Raw genomic sequence first — 24,237 nt, forward strand, 5'->3', positions numbered from 1 at the left:
GTTTACGGGGACGGCACGTGTCGGGTACGACAGCCGACCGGCCCCGGAAGGTGTACGGGAAGGAGGGCCGGTCGGCCCGGTCACTCCGGGACGGCGTCCTCCCTGAGCAGGACCGCCACCGGCGAGCCGCCGCCGAGGAGCGCGGAGAGCGGTGCCCCGCCCTCGTACGGGGCTTCGTGCCCGGCCTGCTCGGTCTGCCCGGCCTCGATCAGCGCCAGCCGCCGCCAGCGCCCGGGCGGCAGGGGCAGGGCCGTGTCGCGCCAGCCGCCGGCCCCGGCCAGCCGGTGCGACAGACGGGTGGCCACCGCCACCAGGCCGGCCGAGCGGGCGAAGGCCACGCAGTGCTCCGCCGCCGGGCCCCGGGCGCAGAGCGGTGCGTAGCCGGTGAACAGTCCGGGGCGGTCGCGCCGCAGCCGCAGCAGGGCGGCGGTGAGGGCGAGCTTCTCCTCGGCCGTCCCCGACGGCGCGGCCCCCGCGTCGAGCCGGGCCAGGGCCTCCCGGGGGAGGACGGCGGGGCGCCGGTTGTCCGGGTCGACCAGGGCCCGGTACTCCGTCTCGGAGCCCTGGTAGACCTCCGGGACCCCGGGCATGGCCAGGTGCAGCAGCGCCGCGCCGAGCAGGTTGGCGCGGGCCGCCTCCGCCAGGGGCCGCGAGGGCGTCGGGGCGGTCGTCAGGACGTAGTCCGGGACCGTGGCCTCGTACTCCCGGTTCTGTTCGGTCCAGGTGGTGTGCAGGGCGGCTTCGCGGACGGACTTCAGCAGGGCCTGCCACAGCCGGTCGAGGCGCACCATGTTGTTGCCGCCGGCTCCGAGTCCGAAGGCCGTCTGCCAGGCCACCCAGGCGAGCTGGGGATCCGCCCCGGCCGGATCCGGTACCGCGTCGGGGTCCTGGGAGAGCGCCGAGATCCGGGCCCTGACGTCCGCGCTGCGCTTGGTGTCGTGCGTGGTCAGCACCGTCCCGGACCCGGGCCACAGCCGCGCCCGGTCGGCGCAGTACGCGTGGAACTCCGCCACCGTGACCGCCGGAGCCCCCGGGTCCCCGCCCACCTCCGTGGCCGACAGCAGCGGGGCGTAGCGGTAGAAGGCCTTGTCCTCCAGGGACTTGGCGCGCAGGGCCGCCGAGGTCTGGGCGAAGCGGGCCGCGAAGGCCGGTTCCCGCAGCAGCAGTTCGCGTACGCCGGCCACCGGGGCCGCCCCGGCCCGTGCGGCGGCCCGCTCCAGCGCCTCGGGCGCCAGGTCCGGATCGCCGGGGTAAGGGCGGTAGACGGGGTAGGCGATCAGCAACTCCCTTACCGCTTCGCTGAGTTCCGGACCGGCCAGCCGCTCCAGGGCGGCCAGCTCCGCGGCCAGGTCCCCGGTCAGGACCTCCCGGGCGCCCGCCTCGGCGGTCCGCTCCCACGGGGGCTGTCCGGTCGCCTCCCGGAACCGGGCGTCGAGGCGCGCGGCCCCGGCCGGGTCGGTCAGCACCCCGTCCACCCGGTACAGGGCGTCGTACCCGGTGGTCCCGGCCACCGGCCAGCCAGGAGCGAGCCGTTCCCCGCGGGCCAGGATCTTCTCGACCACCACCCAGCACTCCCCGCCGGCCGCTTCCCGCAGCCGCCGCAGGTAGCCCGCGGGGTCGGCCAGACCGTCCACGTGGTCGATCCGCAGCCCCGCGACGACCCCGTCCCGGACCAGCTCCAGCACCTTGGCGTGGGTGGCGGCGAAGACCTCGGGATCCTCGACGCGCACCCCGATCAGCTCCGAAATGGTGAAGAAGCGGCGGTAGTTGAGCCCGGTGCGGGCCTCCCGCCAGTGCGCGGGCCGGTACCACTGGGCGGCGAGCAGCTCCGCCGGTTCCAGCCCGGCGGTGCCCTCCCGGAGCGGGAACTCCAGCCCCCCGACGCGCAGTACGGCCCGGCCCTCCCGGCGCCCGGTACCGGCCCCGACCTCCCCGACCTCGATGGAGCCGGGATCCAGCGGCTCCGTCAGCACGGGCAGCAGCAGCTGTCCCCCGCCCGCCTCCCAGTCGATGTCGAACCAGCGTGCGTACGGCGAGCCGGGCCCCTCCCGGGCCACTTCCCACAGGGGCCGGTTGAGGCGGAGCGGCGCCGGCAGCGCCATGTGGTTCGGCACGATGTCGAGCACCAGTGCGAGCCCGTGCGCCCGGGCCTCCGCAGCCAGGGCCCGCAGCCCGGCCTCCCCGCCCAGCTCCTCCCGGACCCGGGTGTGGTCGGTGACGTCGTACCCGTGGGAGGAGCCGGGCACCGCCTCCAGTACGGGGGACAGGTGCAGGTGCGACACGCCGAGCGAGGCGAAGTAGGGTACGGAGGCCCGCGCGTGGTCGAAGGTGAACTCGGGGCGCAGCTGGAGGCGGTAGGTCGACGCCGGGGTGACGGCCGGTGGTCCATCGGGTTCCGGCCGGCTGAACTCGGGACGGGTGCGACCGGTGCGCGGGGGCAGGCTCATGAGAACGTACGTACCCAGGATGCGGGATTCCGTGCCATGACCCAATGCATCCGGGTGACTGCACCGGGTTAACGTTGCTCAAGTGTTTGGAACCGTCAACACCTATCGAAGAGTCATCGCCCTGACCGGGCCCCTACTCCCGCTCGTATCCTTCCTCGCCCGACTGCCCGTCGCGATGTCGCAGTTCGGCAGCGTCCTCCTGGTCGCCGAGACCAGCGGCTCCCTCGCCACCGCGGGCATAGTCGGCGGCACCCTCTCCGCCGGACAGGTGGTCTTCGGGCCCGTCCTGGGCCGGCTCGCCGACCGTCACGGACAGCGCTCCGTCGTCCTCACGGCCGCCGCGGTCAACGCGGCGGCGACCGCCGCCCTCGTGGCCGGGGCGCTCTCCGACCTCGCCACCGTCCCGCTCGCCGCGATCGGCTTCGTCACCGGGGCCTCCGTCCCGCTGATCGGACCGCTCGCCCGTACCCGCTCCGTGGCCCTGGCCCACCGCGCCAAGTCCGACGAGAGCGTCGTGGGCGCCATCCACTCCCTCGAAGGCACCCTGGACGAGGTCTCCTTCGTCTTCGGGCCCGCCCTCGTGGGCCTGGCCACCCTCGCCCTGCACCCGGCCGTCGCCCTCGGCGGCGCGGCCGCCCTCGTCGCCGTCTTCGGCACCCTCTACGCACTGCACCCGACCGCCGCCGTCACGGCCGGAGTGCCCGCGGGAGAACGCCGGGCGAAGGACCGCACCCGGGTCCGCCCGCCGCGCGTGGTCCTCGCGGTGCGCGGCTCCCTCGCCCTCCAGGGCGCCATGTTCGGTGCCTGTCAGGCCGGAATCGCCGCCCTCACGGCACAGTTGGGCGTCCCCGGTCAGGCCGGCATCGTGTACGCGGCCATGGGCGTCGTCAGCGCCGCCGTCGGGCTCTCGCTCGGCGCGCTGCCCGCCCGCTTCGGACTGCGGATGCGCTGGCGGTGGGCCACGGCCGCAGCGCTCGTACTCTCCGTACCGCTGCTCTTCACCGAGACACTGTGGCCGCTGTACGCGGTCGTCACCGTGCTCGGAGCCGCCTACGCCCCGCACCTGATCACCGCCTTCGCGATCACCGAGCGTGCGGTGAGCCCGGGCCGGCTCGCCGAGTCGATGGCCTTCGCCGCCAGCTCGCTCGTCGCCGGGCAGGCCGCCTCGCTCGCCGTGTCCGGGCGGCTCGCCGAGTGGTACGGACCCTCCGCCGCCTTCGCGGTGGCCGTGGGTGCAGCCGCCCTGTGCCTGGTCCTGGCCCTGGTCACCCGGGTGCCCTCGACCCGTGCGCACGCGCCGGTGGTCGCCGGCGGGAGCTCCCGCGCGGACGCCCTCCTGGAAGGCACCGCCTACGCGGGGAGCTGAGCCGGGCGCCTACGCCGGGCGCTGAAGCACCACCAGACACCGTCCTGTCAGTGTCACCCGGTCCCCGGCCGCGTACTGCGGCCCGGTACCGGGTGCCAGCACCTCCGGCCGCGCCGTGTCCACGACGAGGCGCCACTGCGCCCCGTGCCCGGCCGGGACCGTGAAGTCCTGAGCCTCGGCTCCCGCGTTGAACATCAGCAGGAACGAGTCGTCGGTGATCCGCTCCCCGCGGGTGCCCGGCTCGGAGATGGCCTCCCCGTTCAGGAACACCGCCAGCGCCCGCGCGTGCTGCGCCTGCCAGTCGCGGGCCCGCATCTCCTCTCCGTGCGGGGTGAACCAGGCGATGTCCGAGAGCTCGTCGTGCGTCCCCTCCACCGGCCGGCCGTGGAAGAAGCGGCGCCGCCGGAACACCGGGTGCTCCCGCCGCAGCCACACCATCCGCCGGGTGAACTCCAGCAGTGCGGGCGCCGGTTTGCCCGGATCGGGCCAGTTCACCCACGACAGCTCGTTGTCCTGGCAGTAGGCGTTGTTGTTGCCGCCCTGACTGCGGGCGAACTCGTCGCCGTGACTGATCATCGGCACGCCCTGGGACAGCATCAGCGTGGCGATGAAGTTGCGCATCTGGCGCTCGCGCAGCTCCCCGATCTCCGGATCCTCCGTGGGCCCCTCCGCCCCGCAGTTCCAGGAGCGGTTGTGGGTCTCGCCGTCCCGATTGCCCTCGCGGTTGGCCTCGTTGTGCTTCTCGTTGTACGAGACCAGGTCGTTGAGGGTGAAGCCGTCGTGGCAGGTGGTGAAGTTGATCGAGGCCAGCGGACGCCGGCCGTCGTCCTGGTAGAGGTCGGAGGAGCCCGTCAGCCGGCCCGCGAACTCCGCGAGCGTGCGCGGCTGCCCGCGCCACAAGTCCCGTACGGTGTCCCGGTACTTGCCGTTCCACTCGGTCCACAGCGGCGGGAAGTTGCCCACCTGGTAGCCGCCCTCGCCCAGGTCCCACGGCTCCGCGATCAGCTTGACCTGGCTGACCACCGGATCCTGCTGGACCAGGTCGAAGAACGAGGACAGCCGGTCCACCTCGTGGAACTGGCGGGCCAGGGTGGCCGCCAGGTCGAAGCGGAAGCCGTCCACGTGCATCTCGGTGACCCAGTAGCGCAGCGAGTCCATGATCAGCTGGAGCACGTGCGGGGAGCGCATGAGCAGCGAGTTCCCGGTGCCCGTGGTGTCCATGTAGTGCCGGGGATCGTCCGCGAGCCGGTAGTACGAGGCGTTGTCCAGCCCCCGGAAGGACAGCGTCGGCCCCAGGTGGTTCCCCTCGGCGGTGTGGTTGTAGACCACGTCGAGGATCACCTCGATGCCGGCCTCGTGCAGGGCCCGCACGGCCGACTTGAACTCCAGCACCTGCTGGCCCCGGTCGCCCGAGGCGTAGCCGTTGTGCGGGGCGAAGAAGCCGATGGTGTTGTAGCCCCAGTAGTTGCTGAGCCCGTCGTCCACCAGGCGGTGGTCGTTGACGAACTGATGGACCGGCATCAGCTCCAGCGCGGTCACCCCCAGCTTGGTGAGGTGCCCGATCACCGCCGGGTGCGCGAGCGCCCCGTACGTGCCGCGCAGCTCCTCGGGGAGGTCCGGATGTCGCATGGTCAGGCCCTTCACGTGGGCCTCGTAGAGCACGGTGTGGTGGTACTCGTGGCGCGGCGGCCGGTCGTTGGCCCAGTCGAAGTACGGGTTGACCACGACCGAACTCATGCTCTTGGGCGCGGAGTCCAGGTCGTTGCGGGAGTCGGGCCGGCCGAAGTGGTAGCCGTACACCTCCTCGCCCCAGTCGACGCTGCCCGCGACCGCCCGCGCGTACGGGTCCAGCAGCAGCTTCGCCGCGTTGCAGCGCCGGCCGCGCTCGGGCTCGTAGGGGCCGTGCACCCGGAAGCCGTAGCGCTGGCCGGGCATGATGCCCGGCAGGTAGGCGTGCCGGACGAAGGCGTCGGTCTCGCGCAGTTCGACCGCGGTCTCCGAACCGTCGTCGTGCAGCAGGCACAGCTCGATGCGTCGGGCGGCCTCCGAATAGACCGCGAAATTGGTGCCGGCGCCGTCGTACGTGGCACCGAGCGGATACGCCTGTCCCGGCCAGACCTGCATAGAAAACGACTCTTCCCCTCTGTGTCGGGCTGATCCGGCGTGGACCACGTCACTGGCAGATCTTCCCCGAAAGAGGGCTCCCACGCGGGGACTTGCGAGGGTCCTACCGGGTGACCCGGAGAGCTGATAAGAGGGTCGGCGGACCATGGGAAGATCGCATCAACCGCAGAGCGGATAATGAGCCAACGGACGGATCGCGTACGGGCCATGAGCCCGCGTCGGACCGCATGAGCCCGCATCGGGCTGCAGGGGGCCGCACGCGCGGAGTACCCTTCCGTGATCACTGGAGACGGGCGTCCAGACGCAGGAGGCGGTGCACGGGTGAGCTCGGGAGGTCTGGAGCTGCCCCCTGGTGACGGCGGTCACGAGGGCGGCCCGGCGGACGCCGCGGCCGGGGCGTCCGGCGGCATCCCCGCCGGAGCCGTGTCGCTGGCCCGGCCGGAGGCCGGCGGGACCGGGAAGGCGCAGGCGGGAGCCGGCGCCGAGCTGGACTGGGGCGCGGACGCCTGGAGCGAGGTCCGGACCAGGGCCCAGCGCGCCGGCCGTGCGTACATCTGGCTGAACCTGATCGAACAGCGGCTGCGCTCCGTGGTCGGAGCGGTGCTCCGGCCCGTCTACGAGCCCGTGCACGGCGGGGACGACTGGGTGGTGGCGGCCGCGGGCCCGGCCGGCCAGGAATGGGTGCAGCGCGCGGTCGCCGTGCGCGAGGTCAGCCGCCGCAAGGGCTACCTGCTGGACTCCGCCGACGACAACGTGCTGAGCTTCCTCACCCTGCCGCAGCTGCGCGAGCTGATGGTCCAGCACTGGCCCTGCTTCGAGCCCTACTTCGACGACCGGCGCGAGATCGAGCAGGCGCTGGACGAGCTGGAGGTCACCCGCAACGTCGTCTCCCGCAACCGGGCCCTGTCCCGGGCGGTCCTGGAACAGGCCGAGCGGGCCTCGGCCCGGCTGCTGGAGGTACTGGGCGGCGGCGCGGGCTCCCCTGCGGCCGACCGGCTGCCCATCGACGCCGTCGAGGACCTGGTCGGCGACCGGTACGCGGACGTCATCTCCGTCCACCCCGACCGGGTGCGGCTGCAGCGCCAGCTCCCGGCGGAGGACCTCTTCGGCGGCGCGCGGCGGCTCGACGCCATCGGCATCGGGCTCAACCTGCTGGTCCAGAACTTCTCGGGCCGAAGGCTCGTACGCCTCGCGGAGGCCGGCTGCCGGGTGCGGCTGCTGTTCCTGAACCCGGCGAGCAGCGCGGTCAAACGGCGCGAGCGGGAGCTCGGCCTGCGCAAGGGCGAGCTGAGCCGCTCGGTGGAGATGAACATCCTGCACGTGCGGCGGGTGCGGGCGGGCCTGCGCGACCCCTCGCGCTTCGAGATCCACGTCTTCGACGAGACCCCGCGCTTCACCGCGTACCTGGTGGAGGGCGAGTCCTCGGGCATCGCGGTGGTCCAGTCGTACCTGCGCCGGGCCCGCGGCATGGAGGCGCCGGTCCTGGTCCTGCGGGGCGGGCGGGCCTCGCGCGACGCGGAGCACGGCCTGTTCCCGACCTACCGCGAGGAATTCGAGTCGATCTGGCAGGACTCCCGGCCGGTGTCCTGAGCGGGTCCGGACGGTGTTCCGGCGGGCTCCCGGCGGGTTCACGACGGGGTTCACGATGGGTTCCCGGCCGCCCCGGCTCCGGGGCTGTCAGTGGCCCGTGTCAGGCTGAAAGCCGTTGACGTAGAGGGACCGGTACGGGGGGCACGTGATGGGGGACTGGGCGGGGGACTGGATGGGGGACTGGCACGGCGGGCCGATGGTGGCCTTCGACCTGGAGACCACGGGCACCGACACCGAGTCCGACCGGATCGTGACGGCGGCCGTCGTGGCGCTCGGCCCGGACGGGCAGGTGGCCCGGGAGCGGACCTGGCTGGTGGACCCGGGCGTGCCCATCCCGGAGCAGGCCTCGGCCATCCACGGCATCTCCACGGAGCACGCCCGGGCGCGGGGCATGGCGGCGGCCCCGGCGATCGAGGAGATCACCGGGACGCTCGTGGAGGCACTGAGCTCGGGCACCCCGCTGGTGGTGATGAACGCGCGGTACGACCTGACCCTGCTGGACCGCGAGTGCCGCCGCCACGGGATCCGTCCGCTGGGCGAGCGCTGGCCGGAGCGGTCCGCGCCGCCCGTCATCGACCCGCTGGTGCTGGACAAGCACGCGGACCGGTACCGCAAGGGCAGGCGCACCCTCCAGGCCCTCTGCGAGCACTACGGCGTGAGCCTGGAAGCGGCGCACGACGCCGGCGCGGACGCGCTGGCGGCGGCCCGCGCCGCGCGGCGGATGGGGGCCGTGCACGCGGCGATAGGGACGGTCGCCCTGCCCGACCTGCACGCGCTCCAGGTCCGCGCGGCGGCCGAGCAGGCGGCCTCCCTGCAGAGCTACCTGCGGCGCACCTCGGACCCCGAGGCGATAGTCGAGCGGGCCTGGCCCGTCGTGCCGTACCGGGTCTGACGGCGGGCCAGGCTCAGGCCTGACGGCAGGGCCTACCGGAGCAGCCAGTCCCTGGTGAGCTCCAGCACCTCGTCGCGGCTGCGGCCGCCGTGGTCGGCGGCGATGAAATGGCCGCCGATCCGCAGCGAGTAGACGATCATGCAGCGGACCTCGACCTCGGCCTCGTCGGGGCAGAACGCGCCGAACAGCGAGCGCAGGTAGTCCATGCGGCGGTTGTCCACGCGCCGCAGCCGCTCCACGACGGACGCGTCGCGCCGGGCCCAGTCGCGGATCGCGAGCTCGGCCGCCACGCCCTGCGCCGGCCCGTCGGCGACCGAGACGATCGCGAACAGCCGCTTCAGCCTGGCCCTGGCGTCGCCGCCCCCGCCCTCGACCTGATCGATCACCGCCTCGGCGGCCTCGCGCTCCCAGGTGTCGAGCATCTCGGCGAGCAGTGCGTCGCGGTTGCCGAAGTGCCCGTAGAAGCCGCCCTTGGTGACGCCGAGCGCCTGAGCGAGCGACTCGATCCGGACCGCCTCGGGCCCTCCGGCGGCGAGCGCCCGCAGGCCCTCCTCGATCCAGCCGCGCCGCGGCGTGCGGGTCGCGCCCACGATGTCTCCCCATCCCGTACGAGCCCGATCTATACGGTGGCGTATAGATCGGCTAGCCTTCTTCTATACGGCATCGTATAGATAGGGGCCTGCTGATGAGACTCCCCAGAACAGCGCACACCGACCGCCCCTGGCGGATCCACGAGGTCGCCGGCGACTTCCACCTCGAGGACGTGTGGGAGCTGCCCACGCCAGGAGGCCCCGACGACCTTGATCGGCTCGTGCGCCAGTTCGCGAGCGGCGAAGGCGACCCCGTCCCCTCCTTCCTGGGCCGCGCGCTCTTCGCGATCCGGTGGAAGCTCGGAGCCCTCTTCGGCTGGGACGACCCCGCCGATGGCGTCGGCGGCCGGGTGGCGACCCTGCGCGACCGGCTGCCGGCGGACCTGCGCGAGGGCCCCCGGGGACCCGACCTCGGCTCGGTCCCGTTCAGCTCCGTCTACCAGACGCACGACGAGTGGGCGGCGGAGACGGCCAACCGGACCGTGCACGGAGTGATGCACATCAGCTGGGTCCCCGACGCGGACGGAGCCGGCGGCTACCACGGGCAGATGGCCGTCCTGGTCAAGCCCAACGGCTTCCTCGGCGCCGTCTACATGGCGGGCATCAAGCCCTTCCGGTACCTCGGGGTCTACCCGGCGATGATCCGCGGCATCGGCCGCGCATGGCAGACCCGTCAGGCCTCCGGCGCGTCCTGACCCGGGGCACCTCGTTCCCGTCGCGGTCGGCGCAGGGACGGGCCGGGGGAAGGCGCGCGGCGCGGCTCAGAAGGGGTGCCAGCGGACTTCCGGGTCGCCCTCGCGCAGGGAGGCCACGCGGCGGCGGAACTCGGCCAGGGCCTTGGGGTTGGCCGGGGCGTGCTGGGAGACCCAGGCGCAGCTGGCCGTTTCGCGGGCGCCGCGCAGGACCGCGCAGCCCTCCCAGTCGCGGACGTCCCAGCCGTACGCCGCCGTGAACTCCTCGTACGAGGCGCCGGGCAGTCCGTACCGGTCCCGGGAGAGGGCCATCACCACCAGGTCGTGCTCGCGCAGGTCGGCGGAGACCGTCTCCAGGTCGACCAGCACCGGTCCGTCCGGACCCACGTGGACGTTGCGGGGCAGCGCGTCGCCGTGGATCGGGCCCGGCGCGAGGTGCGGGGTGAGGGCGGCGACCTGGGCGGCGTACCCGTCGCGGCGGGCGCGCAGGTAGGCCGCGTCCGCGGGGTCGATGGCCCCGCCCGCCAGCCGCAGCCAGCGCTCTACCCCGCCCAGCAGATCGCGCGGGGGCAGTACGAAGGGGGGCGCGGGCAGGGCGTGGATCTGCCGCAGCAGCGCCGCGAGGTCCTGCGGGCCGGCCGGGCGGACCGCGTCGGGGAGCCGGTGCCACAGCGTCACGGGGTGGCCGTCCACCAGTCGCGGCTCGGGCTCGGCCGCGCGGACCGCGGGGATCCCGGACTCCGCGAGCCAGCCCGCCACCGCGAGCTCCAGCCGGGCGCGCGGCAGCAGCGCGGCCTCCCGGCCGACCTTGGCGACCAGGCCTTCGGCGCCGAGCGCGAAGACGGCGTTCTCGCCCAGGGCCAGCAGCTCGGGCGGTCCGGCCCGGCCGGTGAGGCCCGCCGCCTTCAGCGCTTCCCTGGCCCGTGCCTCGTCCATGCCGTTCTCCGCCGTCCCTACGCGTCCGCCGCCCCGGCCGCCCGGGGTTCCTTGATCGGCCAAGTATCGGCCAAGTCTCGCATTCCGGGCCGGTTCCGGTCCGGTTCCGGGTCGCTTCCCTCCCCTCCCGCTCCTCCGCCTCCAGGTTTTTCGGCTTTCTAGTTGCACGAGACGTCTCGTCTCGTTATCTTCGTGTCATGACCTCAGCCGCGAAGCCCGCCCACATCGCCATGTTCTCCATCGCCGCCGCCGGCCACGTGAACCCCAGCATCGAAGTGATCCGCGAACTGGTCGCCCGGGGTCACCGCGTCAGCTACGCCATCCCCGCCGCCTACGCGGACAAGATCGCCGAGACCGGCGCCACCCCGGTGATCTGGAACTCCACCCTCCCCACCGAGGACGACCCCGAGGCGTGGGGCAGCGAGCTCATCGACAACATCGAGCCCTTCCTCACCGACGCCGTCCAGGCGCTCCCGCAGCTCGCGGCCGCCTTCGAGGGCGAGGAACCGGACCTCGTCCTCCACGACATCACCGCCTACGCGGCCCCCGTCCTCGCCCACCGCTGGGGCGTCCCCGCCGTCTCCCTCTCCCCGAACCTGGTCGCCTGGAACGGCTACGAGGAGGAGGTCGCCGAGCCGATGTTCGCCGAACTGCGCGCCTCCGAGCGCGGGAAGGCGTACTACGTCCGCTTCCGGGCCTGGCTCGACGAGAACGGCATCGACGAGGACAGCGACCGGTTTGTCGGCCGCCCCCGCCGCAGCGTCGTCCTCATCCCGCGCGCCCTCCAGCCGAACACCGACCGGGTCGACGAGTCCGTGTACACCTTCGTCGGCGCCTGCCAGGGCGACCGCAGCGCCACCCAGGGCACCTGGACCCGCCCCGCGGACGCCGCCGGGAAGAAGGTCCTCCTGGTCTCCCTCGGCTCCACCTTCACCAAGCAGCCCGCCTTCTACCGCGCCTGCGCGGAGGCCTTCGGCGACCTGCCCGACTGGCACGTGGTGCTCCAGATCGGCAAGTTCACCGACGAGGCCGAGCTCGGCGAGCTCCCCGCCAACGTCGAGGTCCACCGCTGGGTTCCGCAGCTGGACATCCTGCGCCAGGCCGACGCCTTCATCACCCACGCCGGCGCCGGCGGCAGCCAGGAGGGGCTGGCCACCGGAACCCCGATGGTCGCCGTCCCGCAGGCCGTCGACCAGTTCGGCAACGCCGACATGCTGGCCGGCCTGGGTGTCGCCCGGCACGTCCCGATGGACCGGGCCGACGCCGCGACCCTGCGCGAGGCCGTCCTCTCCCTGGTCGCCGACCCGGAAGTGGCCGCGCGCGCCGAGCAGATCCGGGCGCAGATGGCCACCGAGGGAGGCACCCGCCAGGCGGCGGACCTGATCGAGGAGGAACTGTCGGTGGGGCTGCCTATCGTGGGGGCATGACCACTCGGAAGTACGCGGCGCTGCTGCGCGGCATCAACGTCGGCGGGAACAAGAAGGTCCCGATGGCCGAACTCCGCAAGGTCCTGCACGACCTCGGACACGAGGACGCGCAGACCTACCTGCAGAGCGGAAACGCCGTCTTCAGCAGCGCGACGGAGAAGACCCCGGAAGCCCTCGCCCGGGAGCTGGAGGCCGCCATCGAGGCCCACTTCGGCTTCCGGGTCCCCTGCCTGGTGGTCGACGGCGCCTACCTGCGCGCCGTCGCCGACGCCTGCCCCTTCCCGGCCGCCGAGCTGGAAGGCAAGCAGCTCCACGCCACCTTCTGCTCCGAGCAGCCCGACGGGTCCCGGTTCGCCTCGATCGACGCGGCCGCGCACCTGCCGGAGGAGTACCGGGTCGGCGACCGCGTCATCTACCTCTACGCCCCGGACGGCCTGGGCCGCTCGAAGCTGGGCGAGGCCCTCGCGAAGCCGGCCGTGGTCAAGGGCCTCGACGTGACCACCCGCAACTGGAACACGGTGGCCAAGCTCGTCGAGCTGACGGCGGTCTGACACGTGGACTTCGCCGAGATCGCCGATCTCGGCGAGCTTGCCGATCCGGCCGGACCGCCGTCCGGGACCGCCCATGACTTCCCGCCGGGGCCGGTGCCCGTCGACTGGCCCGCGGTGGAAGCGCGGGGGGTGAGCACCCGGTCCCCTGGTGAGCTCAGTCCGCCAGTCCGTCCAGCAGGGTCATCTCGTGCGGGGTCAGGTGGACCGTCGCCGCGTCCAGGTTCTCCGCCAGGTGGTCCGGGGAGCCCGTGCCCGGAGTGGGGCACAGGACCGGGGAGTGCTGGAGGAGCCAGGCCAGTGCGATCTGGCCGGTGGACGCGCCGTGTTCGGTGGCGACCGCCGTCAGCGCGGCCGCGCTCTCCCGGGTCAGGGCGCCGTTGCCCAGCGGGTAGTAGGGGAGGAAGGCGATGCCGCGCTCCTCGCACAGGGCGAGGAGCTCCGCCGAGGAGCGGTCCAGGAGGTTGTACGGGTTCTGGACCGAGGCCACCGGGACCACGGACAGGGCCTCCTGCAGCTGGGCCGCCGTCACCGTGTTCAGCCCGATGTGGCGGATCTTGCCCTCCGCCCGGAGCTCCGCCAGCGTGCCCAGCTGCTCCGCCGCCGGGACGGCCGGGTCGAAGCGGTGCAGCTGGTACAGGTCGATCCGGTCCAGGCGGAGCCTGCGCAGGCTCGCCTCGCACATCGCGCGCAGGTCCTCCGGGCGGCCCGCTGCGTGCCACTGGTCGGGCCCGGTGCGCACCACCCCGCCCTTGGTGGACACCACCAGCCCTTCCCCGTACGGGTGGAGGGCCTCGGCGACCAGCTCTTCCGCCAGGTGGGGGCCGTAGTTGTCGGCGGTGTCGATCAGGGTGACCCCGCGGGCCACGGCCGTGCGCAGCAGCCCGACCGATTCGGGGCGGGTGGCGCGCGGGCCCCAGTAGCCGGCGCCGACCAGACCCCCGGTGCCGAGTCCGAGGCGGCGTACGGGCAGGTCCCCGCCGAGGGCGAACGTCTCATCCACGTCAACAGACATGGCCCGACCGTAACCCAGGCCCTCGGATGTGCCAGGCTCGAGGCATGCGTTACATCATCATCGGCGCCGGAGCGATCGGCGCGACCATCGGCGGACGGCTCGCGGAGTCCGGCGGCGAGGCCGTCCTCGTCGCCCGCGGCCCGCACGCGCAGGCCCTGCGCGCGGACGGGCTGCGGCTCACCACGGCCGACGGGGAGCGCGTGCACCGGCTGCCCGTCGTCACCGGGCCGGCCGAGCTGGGCGAACTGCGCCCCGACGACGTCCTGTTGCTGACCGTGAAGACCCAGGACGCGCTCGCCGCCCTCGATGCGTGGGCCGACGCCGAGGTCGCGGGCGGCGGCACGGCCGCGCAGCGGCTGCCGGTGCTGTGCGCACAGAACGGGGTGGAGAGCGAACGCCTCGCCCTACGGCGCTTCGCGCGCGTGTACGGGGTCTGCGTGTGGCTGCCGGCGACCTTCCTGGAGCCGGGGGTGGTCTCCGCGCTGTGCGCGCCGCTGACCGGGATCCTGCACATCGGGAAGGCGGCCGGGGGCGCGGACGCGCGGGCCGGGCGGATCGCGGCCGACCTGGAGAAGGCCGGGTTCGGGGCGCCCGTCGTCGAGGACGTGATGCGGTGGAAGTACGCGAAGCTGCTGGGCAACCTGGGCAACGCGATCCAGGCGACCACCGGCCCCGAGCCGGAGCCCGCGAAGGCGGCGCTGCTGCTGCGGGCGGTGCGGGAGGCGAAGGCCGCCTTCGCGGCGGCGGGGATCGACTGGGCCTCCGACGCCGAGCAGTCGGCGGCGCGTGACGGGAAGGTCGAGGTGCCGGCCGGGCTGGTGCGGGGCGGGTCGTCCTGGCAGAGCCTGGCGCGGGGGACGGGGTCGGTGGAGGCGGACTATCTCAACGGGGAGATCGTGCTGCTGGGGCGGCTGCACGGGATTCCGGCGCCGGTCAACGACACGCTGCGGCACGCGGCGAACATCTTTGCGCGGGAGGGCCTCCCGCCGGGCGCGATGTCCATCGAGGACCTGACGGCCCTGGCCGACGAGGCTGCGGCCCGGGCGTAGCGCCGGCTGCGGGCGCTCCGCCCTGCGGGGCGAAGTCCCCTACCCACCCTTCCACCGTTCCCTGGGGCTCCGCCCCAGACCCCGCGCCTCAAACGCCGGCGGGGCTGGATTGCCCGCAGGGCAATTTCAGCCCGTCCGGCGTTTGAGGACCGGGTCCGGGCGGAGCCCGGGGAACGGTGGAAGGGCGGGTAGGGGACAGCCCCGCAGGGAGGGGTCAGGCCGCCAGGGCCGGGATGCGGGACGGGGCTGCCGCGTCGAACCTGCGGAGCAGCAGGCGGGCCAGTTCCGGGGAGGGGCCGAGGACGTCGGCCACCACATCCGCGCCGGCCTCGGCCGCGCCCGCCGCGATGCGGTCGGGCAGCCGCCCGGGGGCGATGACGTAGGGGGCCACCGCGATCCGGCGGACGCCCTCCGCGCGCAGCGCCCGTACGGCGTCCTCCGTCCGGGGGAGAACAGCGGAGGCGAACGCAGGCCGCACGGCGCACCAACCGGTGTGCCGCCACTCCCGCGCGATTTCAGCGATCACTGCGATCGCCTCCGGGTCTGAGGAACCGGCGGACGCGAGCACCACACCGGTGGTGGCGCGGTCCGCCGGGGTGAGGCCGGCTTCCCACAGCCGGCGCTCCAGGGTCGCCAGCAGCAGCGGCGACGGGCCGAGCACGTCCGCGGTGCGGACGGTGAGGTCCGACAGGTGGGACGAGGAGGCCGCGAGCACGGCCGGGATGTCGGACTTCGCGTGGAACGCCCGCGTGAGCAGGAGCGGGAGCGCCACTATCTCGCGTACGCCCGACAGGTAGAGCGAGGCCACCGCCTGGTCGACGGTCGGGGTGTCGAAGTCCAGGAAGGCGGTCTCCACGCGCAGCCCCGGCCGCAGCGCCCGTACCCGCCGGGTGAGGGCGTGCACGGTCGCCGCGTGCCGCGGGTCGCGGCTGCCGTGGGCGATGACCAGCAGGGCCGGGGCGTGAGTGGAGTGGTGCGCGGACACGGTGATCAGCTCTTGACCAGCAGGCCGCGGGTGCGCAGCACCCACCGCTCGATGGGGCTGAAGATCAGCAGGTCGATGGCGATGCCGACGACCAGGATCAGGATGATCGCGAGGAACACGCCCGGCAGGTCGATGTTGTTGCGGCCGTTCTCGAGGAGCTGGCCCAGGCCCAGACCGAGGTCGGGGGAGCTGGCGATGATCTCGGCGGCCATCAGGGAGCGCCAGGAGAAGGCCCAGCCCTGCTTGAGGCCGGCCAGGTACCCGGGCAGCGCGGCCGGCATGACGATGTGCCAGGCGCCGCGCAGGCCGGTGGCGCCCAGGGTGCGGCCGGCCCGCAGGAAGAGCGGGGGGATCTGGTCGATGCCGGAGACGAGGCCGTTGGCGATCGAGGGGACGGCGCCGAGCAGGATGACGGTGTACATCATCGCGTCGTTGAGCCCGAACCAGAGCACCGCCGGGGGCACCCAGGCGACCGAGGGCAGCGACTGCAGGCCCTGCAGGATCGGGCCGATCGCGGCGCGGACGAACTTCACCCGGGCGACGAGCAGTCCGAGCGGGGTGCCGATGGCCAGGGCCAGCAGGAAGCCGAGCAGACCGCGCGAGACGCTGGTCCAGATGACCTCGAGCAGGGTCCCCTTCATCCACATGTCGGACAGGCTGTCCCAGACGGAGGACAGGGCGGGGAGCTTGGTCTCGTCGGTGATCTTCGCCGCGACCAGGATCTGCCAGACGAGGAGGACCAGGCCGACGGCGAGGACCGGCGGCAGGACCTTCTTGACGAGGACCTCGCGCACCGGGGTGCGGTGGGTCTGGACGGCGTCGAGCGCGTCGAGGCCCGCCTCCAGTCCCGCGAGGTCGTCGGCCTTGGCCTTGGACTGGGTCTCGGGGGTGGTGTCAGTGCTGGCCATGGCGGCGGATCTCCCCACGCAGGTGTTCAGTGATCTCAAGGGACAGCTCCGCGACGTCCGCGTCTTCGATGCGGCGCGGCTGCGGGATGCCCACGGTCCACTCCTTCGCGACCCGGCCGGGGCGCGAGGACAGCAGGACCACACGCTGCGCGAGCCGTACGGCCTCGCGGACGTTGTGCGTGACGAACAGGACGGACAGGTTCGTCTCTTCCCAGATGCGGGTGAGCTCTCCGTGCAGCACGTCGCGGGTGATGGCGTCGAGCGCCGCGAAGGGCTCGTCCATCAGCAGCAGCTGGCTGTCCTGGGCGAGCGCCCGGGCCAGGGCCACGCGCTGGCGCATGCCGCCGGACAGCTCGTGGACCCGCTTGCCGTACGAGCCGGACAGCCGGACCAGCTCCAGGAGGCGTTCGGCCTCCGGCTTGCGGTCGGCCTTGGCCACCCCGCGCAGGCGCAGGGCGAGTTCGATGTTCTTGCCCGCGGTGAGCCACGGGAAGAGGGCGTGCTCCTGGAACATGAGCGACGGACGGCCGCCGGGGGTCTCGATGGACCCCGTGGACGGCTTGTCCAGACCCGCGACCAGGTTGAGCAGCGTCGACTTTCCACACCCCGAGGCGCCCAGGATGGTGACGAACTCTCCGGGAGCGACATCGAGACTGATGTCGTCCAGGACGAGCTGCGATCCGGCCGGGCCGGAGAAGGACTTCGAGACGTGCTCGATGCGGGCGGCGTGCGTCAGCTCCGCTACGGAGCCCTCGGCAGCCTTGGCAAGCATGGTGGCCATGGTCGTCACCTCCTGGGTTGCTGGTTACGGGGTTACTTGGTGGCGCCGAGGCCGGCGTCGGAGACTGCGGGCTTGCCCGCGGCCTTGAGGACCTTGTTCAGGAGCGTCAGGTCGTAGATGCCGTTGAGGTCGGGCTGCTCGATGAGCTTGGCCTTGACGGCCCATTCGGCCTGGGTCTTCAGGGTCGAGGCGAGCGGGTCGTCGGTGAGGAGGATGCTGGGCCAGGCCGGGTCGATGACCTTGGCGTCGAGGGGCTTGCCGCTCTCGGCGGCGAGCTTGGCGTTGGCGGAGGCCTTCGCCTTCTCGGGGTTGGCGTTGATCCACTCGTTGGTCTTGACGGTGCCGGTCAGGACGGCCTCGACGACGTCGGGGTGCTCCTTGAGGAACTTCTGCGACACGATGATGTTCGTGATGACGAACTTCTTGTCGGGCCACAGGGCGGTTTCGTCGAGGAGGACGGCGCCGCCGTCGGAGACGAGCTTGGAGGCGGTGGGCTCGGGGACCCAGGCGCCGTCGATGGAGCCGGACTTGAAGGCGTCGGGGGTGACCTTGTTGTCGGTGCGGACGACGGAGACGTCGCCCTTGCCGGACTCGGGGTCGACCTTCCAGCCCTTTTCGGCGATCCAGTTGAGGAACGCGACGTCCTGCGTGTTCCCCTTCTGCGGGGTGGCGATGTTCTTGCCCTTGAGGTCGTCCAGGGTCTTGATCTTCGCCGGGTTCACGACCAGCTTCACGCCGCCGGAGGCGGAGCCGGAGATGATCCGCAGGTTGGAGCCCTTGGACTTGACGTAGGCGTTGATCGAGGGGGAGGGGCCGATGAAGCCGATGTCGAGAGAGCCGCCGTTGAGGGCTTCGATCTCGGAGGGGCCGGCGTTGAAGGCCTGGGGCTTGATGGCGGTGGCGCCGAGTTCCTTGGCGATCAGGCCTTCCTGGAGACCGACCAGCGCGGTGGCGTGGGTCAGGTTCGGGAAGTAGCCGATGCGGACCTCGGAGGCCGAGAGCTTCTTGCCGTCGGCGGCGACGTTCGCCTTGGGGGCGTCGTCCTTCGCGGCCTCGGAGCCGTAGCCGCACGAGGCGAGGGCGCCGATCAGGAGCGGCAGGGCGGCAGCGGCGACGAGGCTGCGGCGCAGGGTCTTAGCAGAGGTACCGATGGCAGGCACGGGAGGACTTCCTCTCGTAGCGTCGCGTCACGACGCACGTCTTCGTTTGCTGAGCAGTGGGAGGGTGTGGGCGCGCATGCGGTGCGCGTACGCCTTCACGCACATCGCCCCACACCTCCCTGGCCGCTGCCGAGGGAGCCGCTGCCTACACGGCCGCCCTCCTTCGCGAAGGTGGAGTAGATATCGGCCGACATGATCAGAAGTCCCACCCTTCTTCGTCGGCCTGGACGGTGGTCTCCGCGGTGGAGGCGAAGGATTCGCCGACCATACCCGCCGCCAAAGTCGTTCCGTCCGCCGGGTCGATCAAGAGGAAGGACCCGGTGCGGCGCGAGTCGGCGTACGCGTCGAGCGCGAGCGGCTCGGCGGTACGGACGACGACCCGGCCGATGTCGTTGGCCACGAGCTGCCCGGGGTTCGGGTGCTGGGACAGGTCGTCCAGGGTCAGCCGCGAGGGGATCTCCTTGACGATCGCCTTCACCGTGCGCGTCGTGTGCTTGATCAGCACCCGGGCGCCCACGGCGAGGGGCTGGTCCGCCACGTGGCAGACCGTCGCCACGACGTCCTGCGTGGTGGCGGGGGAGCTCGACGACGGCGCGATCAGGTCGCCGCGCGAGATGTCGATGTCGTCCTTGAGGCGCAGGGTCACCGACTGCGGGGCCCAGGCGATGTCGACGCTCTCACCGAGCGCGTCGATGCCCTCGATGACCGAGGTGCGGCCCGACGGCAGGACGGTGACGGCCTCGCCGACCCGCAGCACGCCGGAGGCGATCTGGCCCGCGTAGCCGCGGTAGTCCGGGTGCTCGGCGGTCTGCGGACGGATCACGTACTGCACCGGGAAGCGCGCCGGGCAGGCGGTGAGGTCGTGGCTGACCGGGACGGTCTCCAGGTGCTCCAGCACCGTGGGGCCGCCGTACCAGTCCATGTTCGCGGAGGGCTCGACCACGTTGTCGCCGGCCAGGGCCGAGATCGGGATCGCGGTGATCTCCGGGACGCCGAGGCCCGTGGCGTACGCCGTGAACTCCTCGGCGATCTTCGCGAAAACGGCCTCGTCGTAGCCCGCGAGGTCCATCTTGTTGACGGCGAGGACCACGTGGGGGACCCGGAGGAGGGCCGCGACGGCGGCGTGCCGGCGGGTCTGCTCGATCACGCCGTTGCGGGCGTCGACCAGCACCACGGCGAGGTCGGCCGTGGAGGCGCCGGTGACCATGTTCCGGGTGTACTGCACGTGCCCGGGGGTGTCGGCCAGGATGAACCGGCGCCGGGCGGTCGCGAAGTAGCGGTAGGCCACGTCGATGGTGATGCCCTGCTCCCGCTCGGCCCGCAGGCCGTCGGTGAGCAGCGCCAGGTCGGGGGTGTCCTGACCGCGGCTGGCCGAGACCCGCTCCACGGCTTCCAGCTGGTCGGTGAGGACCGACTTGGAGTCGTGCAGGAGGCGGCCGACCAGGGTGGACTTGCCGTCGTCGACGGAGCCCGCGGTCGCGAAGCGCAGCAGCGTGGTCGCCGACAGGTCGGCGAACTGCTCGGTGGTGGAGGTCATGGTTAGAAGTACCCTTCGCGCTTGCGGTCTTCCATCGCAGCCTCGGACAGCTTGTCGTCGGCGCGGGTCGCGCCCCGCTCGGTGAGCCGGGAGGCGGCGATTTCGGTGATCACGGCGTCCAGCGTGGTGGCGTCGGAGTCGACGGCACCGGTGCAGGACATGTCACCGACGGTCCGGTAGCGGATCAGGCGGGTCTCGGTGGTCTCGCCTTCCTTGGCGCCACCCCATTCGCCGGCCGTCAGCCACATGCCGTTGCGCTGGAAGACCTCGCGCTCGTGGGCGAAGTAGATCTCCGGCAGTTCGATCTTCTCGCGGGCGATGTACTGCCACACGTCCAGCTCGGTCCAGTTGGACAGCGGGAAGACGCGGACGTGCTCGCCCGGCGCGTGGCGGCCGTTGTAGAGCTGCCACAGCTCGGGGCGCTGGCGGCGCGGGTCCCACTGGGAGAACTCGTCGCGCAGGGAGAAGACGCGCTCCTTGGCGCGGGCCTTCTCCTCGTCGCGGCGGCCGCCGCCGAAGACGGCGTCGAACTTCAGCTGCTGGATCGCCTCCGTGAGGGGGACGGTCTGCAGCGGGTTGCGGACGCCGTCGGGGCGCTCGCGGAGCTTGCCGGAGTCGATGTACTCCTGGACGGAGGCCACGTGCAGCCGCAGTCCGTGCTTGGCGACCGCGCGGTCGCGGTAGTCCAGGACCTCGGGGAAGTTGTGGCCGGTGTCCACGTGGAGCAGGGTGAACGGCACCGGCGCGGGCGCGAACGCCTTCAGCGCCAGGTGCAGCATGACGATGGAGTCCTTGCCGCCGGAGAAGAGGATCACCGGCTTCTCGAACTCGCCCGCCACCTCGCGGAAGATGTGCACGGCCTCCGATTCGAGGGCGTCGAGGTGCGACAGCGCGTAGGGCGCGTCCGTCCCTTCGTGGACGTGTGCGACGGTGGCGGTCATGCCAGACCCCTCTCGGTGAGCAGCGCGTGCAGGGCCGAGGCCGACTCCTGTACGGACTGCGTGTGCGACTCGATACGGAGGTCCGGGGACTCCGGTGCCTCGTACGGGTCGTCGACCCCGGTCAGACCGGAGATCTCGCCCGCCGCCTGCTTGGCGTACAGGCCCTTCACGTCGCGCTCGGAGCAGACCTCGACGGGGGTGGCCACGTGGACCTCCAGGTACGAGGTGCCCTCGGCGGCGTGCCGCTTGCGGACGGCCTCACGGCTGTCCGCGAACGGCGCGATCACCGGGACGAGCGCCTTGACGCCGTTGGACGCGAGGAGTTCGGCGACGAAGCCGATCCGCTGCACGTTGGTGTGCCGGTCCTCGCGGGTGAAGCCGAGGCCGGCGGAGAGGAACTCGCGGATCTCGTCGCCGTCGAGGACCTCCACGCGGTGGCCCTCGCCGCGCAGCCGCTCGGCCACCGCGTAGGCGATGGTGGTCTTGCCCGCGCTCGGCAGCCCGGTCAGCCACACGGTGGCGCCCTGGTCGCTCACGCTCATCTGGTTCGTCTCCGTAGGTTCCGTGCGTTCGGTGCGTTCGGTCGTCGTCATCAGCTGTGCAGCCCGCACTCGGTCTTGCCGCGCCCGGCCCAGCGGCCGGCGCGGGCGTCCTCGCCCTCCACCACCCGGCGGGTGCAGGGGGCGCAGCCGACGGAGGTGTATCCGTCCATCAGCAGCGGGTTGGTGAGCACGCCGTGCTCCAGGACGTACGCGTCCACGTCGTCCTGGGTCCAGCGGGCGATCGGCGAGACCTTGACCTTCTGCCGCTTCTCGTCCCAGCCGACCACCGGGGTGTTCGCCCGGGTCGGGGACTCGTCGCGGCGCAGGCCCGTGGCCCAGGCGTCGTACGCGGTCAGGCCCTTTTCGAGGGGCTTGACCTTGCGCAGCGAGCAGCAGAGGTCCGGGTCGCGGTCGTGCAGCTTGGGGCCGTACTCGGCGTCCTGCTCGGCGACCGACTGGCGCGGGGTGAGGGTGATGACCTTGACGTCCATCACGGCCTCGACCGCGTCACGGGTGCCGATGGTCTCCTCGAAGTGGTAGCCCGTGTCGAGGAAGACCACGTCCACGCCGGGGAAGGCGCGGGAGGCGAGGTGGGCGACGACCGCGTCCTCCATGGAGGAGGTCACGGCGAACTTCTTGCCGAAGGTCTCGGCCGCCCAGGTGAGGATTTCCAGCGCGGTGGCGTCCTCGAGGTCCCGGCCCGCCTGCTCGGCCAGTTCCTTCAGACCGCCGGTCGTGAGATCCACGTCCTGAATGGTGGTCATATCTCGTCCCCTCCAGCGTCATTGGACTGAACGCCCCGGGCCAGCAGCCCGAGGTACTTCAGCTGGAAGGCTCGATTGCAGGCCCTGCATTCCCAGGCGCCGTGGCCTGTTTCGTTCGGGAACAGGTCCTCGTCGCCGCAGTACGGGCAGTAGAACGGTGCGGCGCGCTCGCTCACGACAGGTCCTCGTCCTTGGCGCGGCCGACCCAGGCGGCGAAGCGCTCGCCGTCCTCGCGCTGCTGCTCGAAGCGCGTGACGACCCGCTCGACGTAGTCCGGCAGACCGGACGAGGTGACCTTCAGACCGCGGACCTTGCGGCCGAATCCGGCCTCCAGGCCGAGCGCGCCGCCGAGGTGGACCTGGTAGCCCTCGACCTGGTTGCCCTCGTCGTCCAGGACCAGCTGTCCCTTGAGACCGATGTCCGCCACCTGGATACGGGCGCAGGCGTTCGGGCAGCCGTTGATGTTGATGGTGAGCGGCTCGGCGAACTCCGGCAGGCGGCGCTCCAGCTCGTCGATCAGCGAGGCGCCGCGCGCCTTCGTCTCGACGATGGCCAGCTTGCAGAACTCGATGCCGGTGCAGGCCATCGTGCCGCGGCGGAACGGGGACGGCTTGACCCGCAGGTCCAGCGCCTCCAGGGCCGCGACGACCGAGTCGACCTTGTCGGCTTCGATGTCGAGGACGATCATCTTCTGCTCGGCGGTGGTGCGCAGGCGGCCGGAGCCGTGCTGGGTGGCCACGTCCGCGATCTTGACCAGGGTGGCGCCGTCGACACGGCCCACACGGGGCGCGAAGCCGACGTAGAACTTGCCGTCCTGCTGCTGGTGCACGCCGACGTGGTCGCGCCACTGGCCGCTGGGCTGCTCGGGCGCGGGGCCGTCGGTCAGCTCGCGCTTGAGGTACTCGTCCTCCAGGACCTGGCGGAACTTGGCCGGGCCCCAGTCGGCGACGAGGAACTTCAGGCGGGCGCGGGTGCGCAGCCGGCGGTAGCCGTAGTCGCGGAAGATCGAGATGACGCCCTCGTAGACGTCCGGGACCTCGTCGAGCGAGACCCAGGTGCCCAGGCGCACGCCCAGCTTCGGGTTGGTGGAGAGGCCGCCGCCGACCCAGACGTCGAAGCCGGGGCCGTGCTCGGGGTGGTTCACGCCCACGAAGGCGATGTCGTTGATCTCGTGCGCCACGTCGAGCAGCGGCGAGCCGGAGATCGCGGACTTGAACTTGCGGGGCAGGTTCGAGAAGGCCGGGTTGCCCACGATGCGGGCATAGATCTCGTCGATGGCGGGGGTGCCGTCGATGATCTCGTCCTGCGCGATGCCGGCGACGGGCGAGCCGAGGATCACGCGGGGGGTGTCACCGCAGGCCTCGGTGGTCGAGAGGCCGACGGCCTCCAGACGGCGCCAGATCTCCGGGACGTCCTCGATGCGGATCCAGTGGTACTGCACGTTCTGCCGGTCCGTGAGGTCGGCGGTGCCGCGGGCGAACTCCTCGGAGATCTCGCCGATGACGCGCAGCTGCTCGGTGGTCAGCCGGCCGCCGTCGATGCGGACGCGCAGCATGAAGTACTTGTCGTCCAGCTCCTCCGGCTCCAGGATCGCGGTCTTGCCGCCGTCGATCCCGGGCTTGCGCTGGGTGTACAGGCCCCACCAGCGCATACGGCCGCGCAGGTCGTTGGGGTCGATCGAGTCGAAGCCCGCCTTGGAGTAGATGTTCTCGATGCGCGCGCGCACATTGAGACCGTCGTCGTCCTTCTTGAACTGCTCGTTGCCGTTGAGGGGCGTGTGGTGTCCGACGGCCCACTGGCCCTCACCGCGGTGACGGCCGGTCTTGCGGCGCGCGGCGGCGGCGGGTGCGGCGGCTGCGGTCGTTTCGGGGGTGGCGGCCATGGCGGTACGTCCTTCTTCGGCGGCTCGAGGCAGGGGCAGGGGGAGCGGCGGCGTGACCCCT

General features: G+C 72.4%; 21 protein-coding genes and 1 pseudogene. 7 read left to right on the forward strand and 15 right to left on the reverse strand.

Annotated features, from left to right (window positions below; all coding sequences use genetic code 11):
* Positions 1–80 precede the first annotated feature (80 nt).
* Positions 81–2,447: a malto-oligosyltrehalose synthase gene (gene treY, locus NLX94_RS21435; protein WP_254384603.1), complete on the reverse strand. Its 2,367-nt coding sequence runs from the start codon at positions 2,445–2,447 to the stop codon at positions 81–83.
* 82 nt (positions 2,448–2,529) lie between these two features.
* On the opposite strand from treY, the gene NLX94_RS21440 reads away from it, so the two are divergent.
* Positions 2,530–3,813: an MFS transporter gene (locus NLX94_RS21440; RefSeq protein ID WP_254384604.1), complete on the forward strand. Its 1,284-nt coding sequence runs from the start codon at positions 2,530–2,532 to the stop codon at positions 3,811–3,813.
* A 9-nt stretch (positions 3,814–3,822) separates the two neighbouring features.
* Here NLX94_RS21440 and glgX read toward each other — a convergent pair whose 3' ends face one another.
* On the reverse strand, positions 3,823–5,937 hold the full coding sequence (glgX, locus tag NLX94_RS21445) for a glycogen debranching protein GlgX (RefSeq protein ID WP_254384605.1): 2,115 nt from the start codon (positions 5,935–5,937) through the stop codon (positions 3,823–3,825).
* A 321-nt stretch (positions 5,938–6,258) separates the two neighbouring features.
* Here glgX and NLX94_RS21450 point away from each other — a divergent pair, with 321 nt between their 5' ends.
* Positions 6,259–7,527 (forward strand): SAV2148 family HEPN domain-containing protein, encoded by a 1,269-nt coding sequence (locus tag NLX94_RS21450; protein WP_254384606.1) that lies wholly within the window; start codon positions 6,259–6,261, stop codon positions 7,525–7,527.
* A gap of 148 nt (positions 7,528–7,675) precedes the next feature.
* On the forward strand, positions 7,676–8,419 hold the full coding sequence (locus tag NLX94_RS21455; RefSeq protein WP_254384607.1) for an exonuclease domain-containing protein: 744 nt from the start codon (positions 7,676–7,678) through the stop codon (positions 8,417–8,419).
* A 32-nt stretch (positions 8,420–8,451) separates the two neighbouring features.
* Here the strand turns inward: NLX94_RS21455 and NLX94_RS21460 are convergent, their stop codons facing one another.
* Positions 8,452–9,009 (reverse strand): TetR/AcrR family transcriptional regulator, encoded by a 558-nt coding sequence (locus tag NLX94_RS21460; RefSeq protein WP_254384608.1) that lies wholly within the window; start codon positions 9,007–9,009, stop codon positions 8,452–8,454.
* Between the two features lie 95 nt (positions 9,010–9,104).
* Between NLX94_RS21460 and NLX94_RS21465 the strand changes: the two genes are divergently transcribed.
* Entirely contained in the window at positions 9,105–9,704 is a 600-nt protein-coding gene (locus tag NLX94_RS21465) for a DUF2867 domain-containing protein (RefSeq protein WP_254384609.1), read from the forward strand.
* 66 nt (positions 9,705–9,770) lie between these two features.
* Here NLX94_RS21465 and NLX94_RS21470 read toward each other — a convergent pair whose 3' ends face one another.
* Positions 9,771–10,637 (reverse strand): phosphotransferase enzyme family protein, encoded by an 867-nt coding sequence (locus NLX94_RS21470; RefSeq protein WP_254384610.1) that lies wholly within the window; start codon positions 10,635–10,637, stop codon positions 9,771–9,773.
* A 162-nt stretch (positions 10,638–10,799) separates the two neighbouring features.
* Between NLX94_RS21470 and mgt the strand changes: the two are divergent.
* Positions 10,800–12,064: pseudogene (gene mgt / locus NLX94_RS21475) on the forward strand (macrolide-inactivating glycosyltransferase).
* Entirely contained in the window at positions 12,061–12,615 is a 555-nt protein-coding gene (locus NLX94_RS21480; protein WP_254384612.1) for a DUF1697 domain-containing protein, read from the forward strand. Before mgt ends, NLX94_RS21480 begins: the two are co-directional and overlap by 4 nt.
* A 154-nt stretch (positions 12,616–12,769) precedes the next feature.
* Here NLX94_RS21480 and NLX94_RS21485 read toward each other — a convergent pair whose 3' ends face one another.
* Complete coding sequence (locus NLX94_RS21485; protein ID WP_254384613.1) at positions 12,770–13,627, reverse strand: aldo/keto reductase; 858 nt, start codon at positions 13,625–13,627, stop codon at positions 12,770–12,772.
* A gap of 44 nt (positions 13,628–13,671) precedes the next feature.
* Here NLX94_RS21485 and NLX94_RS21490 point away from each other — a divergent pair, with 44 nt between their 5' ends.
* Positions 13,672–14,676 carry a ketopantoate reductase family protein gene (locus NLX94_RS21490; RefSeq protein WP_254384614.1) on the forward strand — a complete coding sequence of 335 codons (1,005 nt, stop codon included), beginning with the start codon at positions 13,672–13,674 and terminating at the stop codon, positions 14,674–14,676.
* 214 nt (positions 14,677–14,890) lie between these two features.
* Here the strand turns inward: NLX94_RS21490 and NLX94_RS21495 are convergent, their stop codons facing one another.
* The 10 genes from NLX94_RS21495 to NLX94_RS21540 form a co-directional block, all read right to left on the reverse strand.
* Positions 14,891–15,661 carry a sirohydrochlorin chelatase gene (locus NLX94_RS21495; RefSeq protein WP_254384615.1) on the reverse strand — a complete coding sequence of 257 codons (771 nt, stop codon included), beginning with the start codon at positions 15,659–15,661 and terminating at the stop codon, positions 14,891–14,893.
* A 5-nt stretch (positions 15,662–15,666) separates the two neighbouring features.
* Positions 15,667–16,569 (reverse strand): ABC transporter permease, encoded by a 903-nt coding sequence (locus tag NLX94_RS21500; RefSeq protein ID WP_254384616.1) that lies wholly within the window; start codon positions 16,567–16,569, stop codon positions 15,667–15,669.
* Positions 16,556–17,350 carry an ABC transporter ATP-binding protein gene (locus tag NLX94_RS21505; RefSeq protein ID WP_254384617.1) on the reverse strand — a complete coding sequence of 265 codons (795 nt, stop codon included), beginning with the start codon at positions 17,348–17,350 and terminating at the stop codon, positions 16,556–16,558. Before NLX94_RS21505 ends, NLX94_RS21500 begins: the two co-directional genes overlap by 14 nt.
* A 32-nt stretch (positions 17,351–17,382) precedes the next feature.
* On the reverse strand, positions 17,383–18,501 hold the full coding sequence (locus NLX94_RS21510) for an aliphatic sulfonate ABC transporter substrate-binding protein (RefSeq protein ID WP_374684004.1): 1,119 nt from the start codon (positions 18,499–18,501) through the stop codon (positions 17,383–17,385).
* A gap of 205 nt (positions 18,502–18,706) precedes the next feature.
* Complete coding sequence (locus NLX94_RS21515; protein WP_254384619.1) at positions 18,707–20,047, reverse strand: sulfate adenylyltransferase subunit 1; 1,341 nt, start codon at positions 20,045–20,047, stop codon at positions 18,707–18,709.
* A 2-nt stretch (positions 20,048–20,049) separates the two neighbouring features.
* Positions 20,050–20,988 (reverse strand): sulfate adenylyltransferase subunit CysD, encoded by a 939-nt coding sequence (gene cysD / locus NLX94_RS21520; protein ID WP_254384620.1) that lies wholly within the window; start codon positions 20,986–20,988, stop codon positions 20,050–20,052.
* Positions 20,985–21,530 carry an adenylyl-sulfate kinase gene (cysC, locus tag NLX94_RS21525; protein ID WP_254384621.1) on the reverse strand — a complete coding sequence of 182 codons (546 nt, stop codon included), beginning with the start codon at positions 21,528–21,530 and terminating at the stop codon, positions 20,985–20,987. The genes cysD and cysC overlap by 4 nt, the downstream gene beginning before the upstream one ends.
* A gap of 50 nt (positions 21,531–21,580) precedes the next feature.
* Entirely contained in the window at positions 21,581–22,294 is a 714-nt protein-coding gene (locus NLX94_RS21530) for a phosphoadenylyl-sulfate reductase (RefSeq protein ID WP_254384622.1), read from the reverse strand.
* A complete protein-coding gene (locus tag NLX94_RS21535; protein ID WP_214956597.1) occupies positions 22,291–22,470 on the reverse strand; it encodes a DpnI domain-containing protein in 180 nt (59 codons plus the stop codon). Before NLX94_RS21535 ends, NLX94_RS21530 begins: the two co-directional genes overlap by 4 nt.
* Entirely contained in the window at positions 22,467–24,176 is a 1,710-nt protein-coding gene (locus NLX94_RS21540) for a nitrite/sulfite reductase (RefSeq protein WP_254384623.1), read from the reverse strand. The genes NLX94_RS21535 and NLX94_RS21540 overlap by 4 nt, the downstream gene beginning before the upstream one ends.
* Between the last annotated feature and the right edge of the window lie 61 nt (positions 24,177–24,237).

Origin of the sequence: Streptomyces sp. TBY4 (genome assembly GCF_024213195.1) — a bacterium.
In the GTDB taxonomy this organism is placed as follows: domain Bacteria; phylum Actinomycetota; class Actinomycetes; order Streptomycetales; family Streptomycetaceae; genus Streptomyces.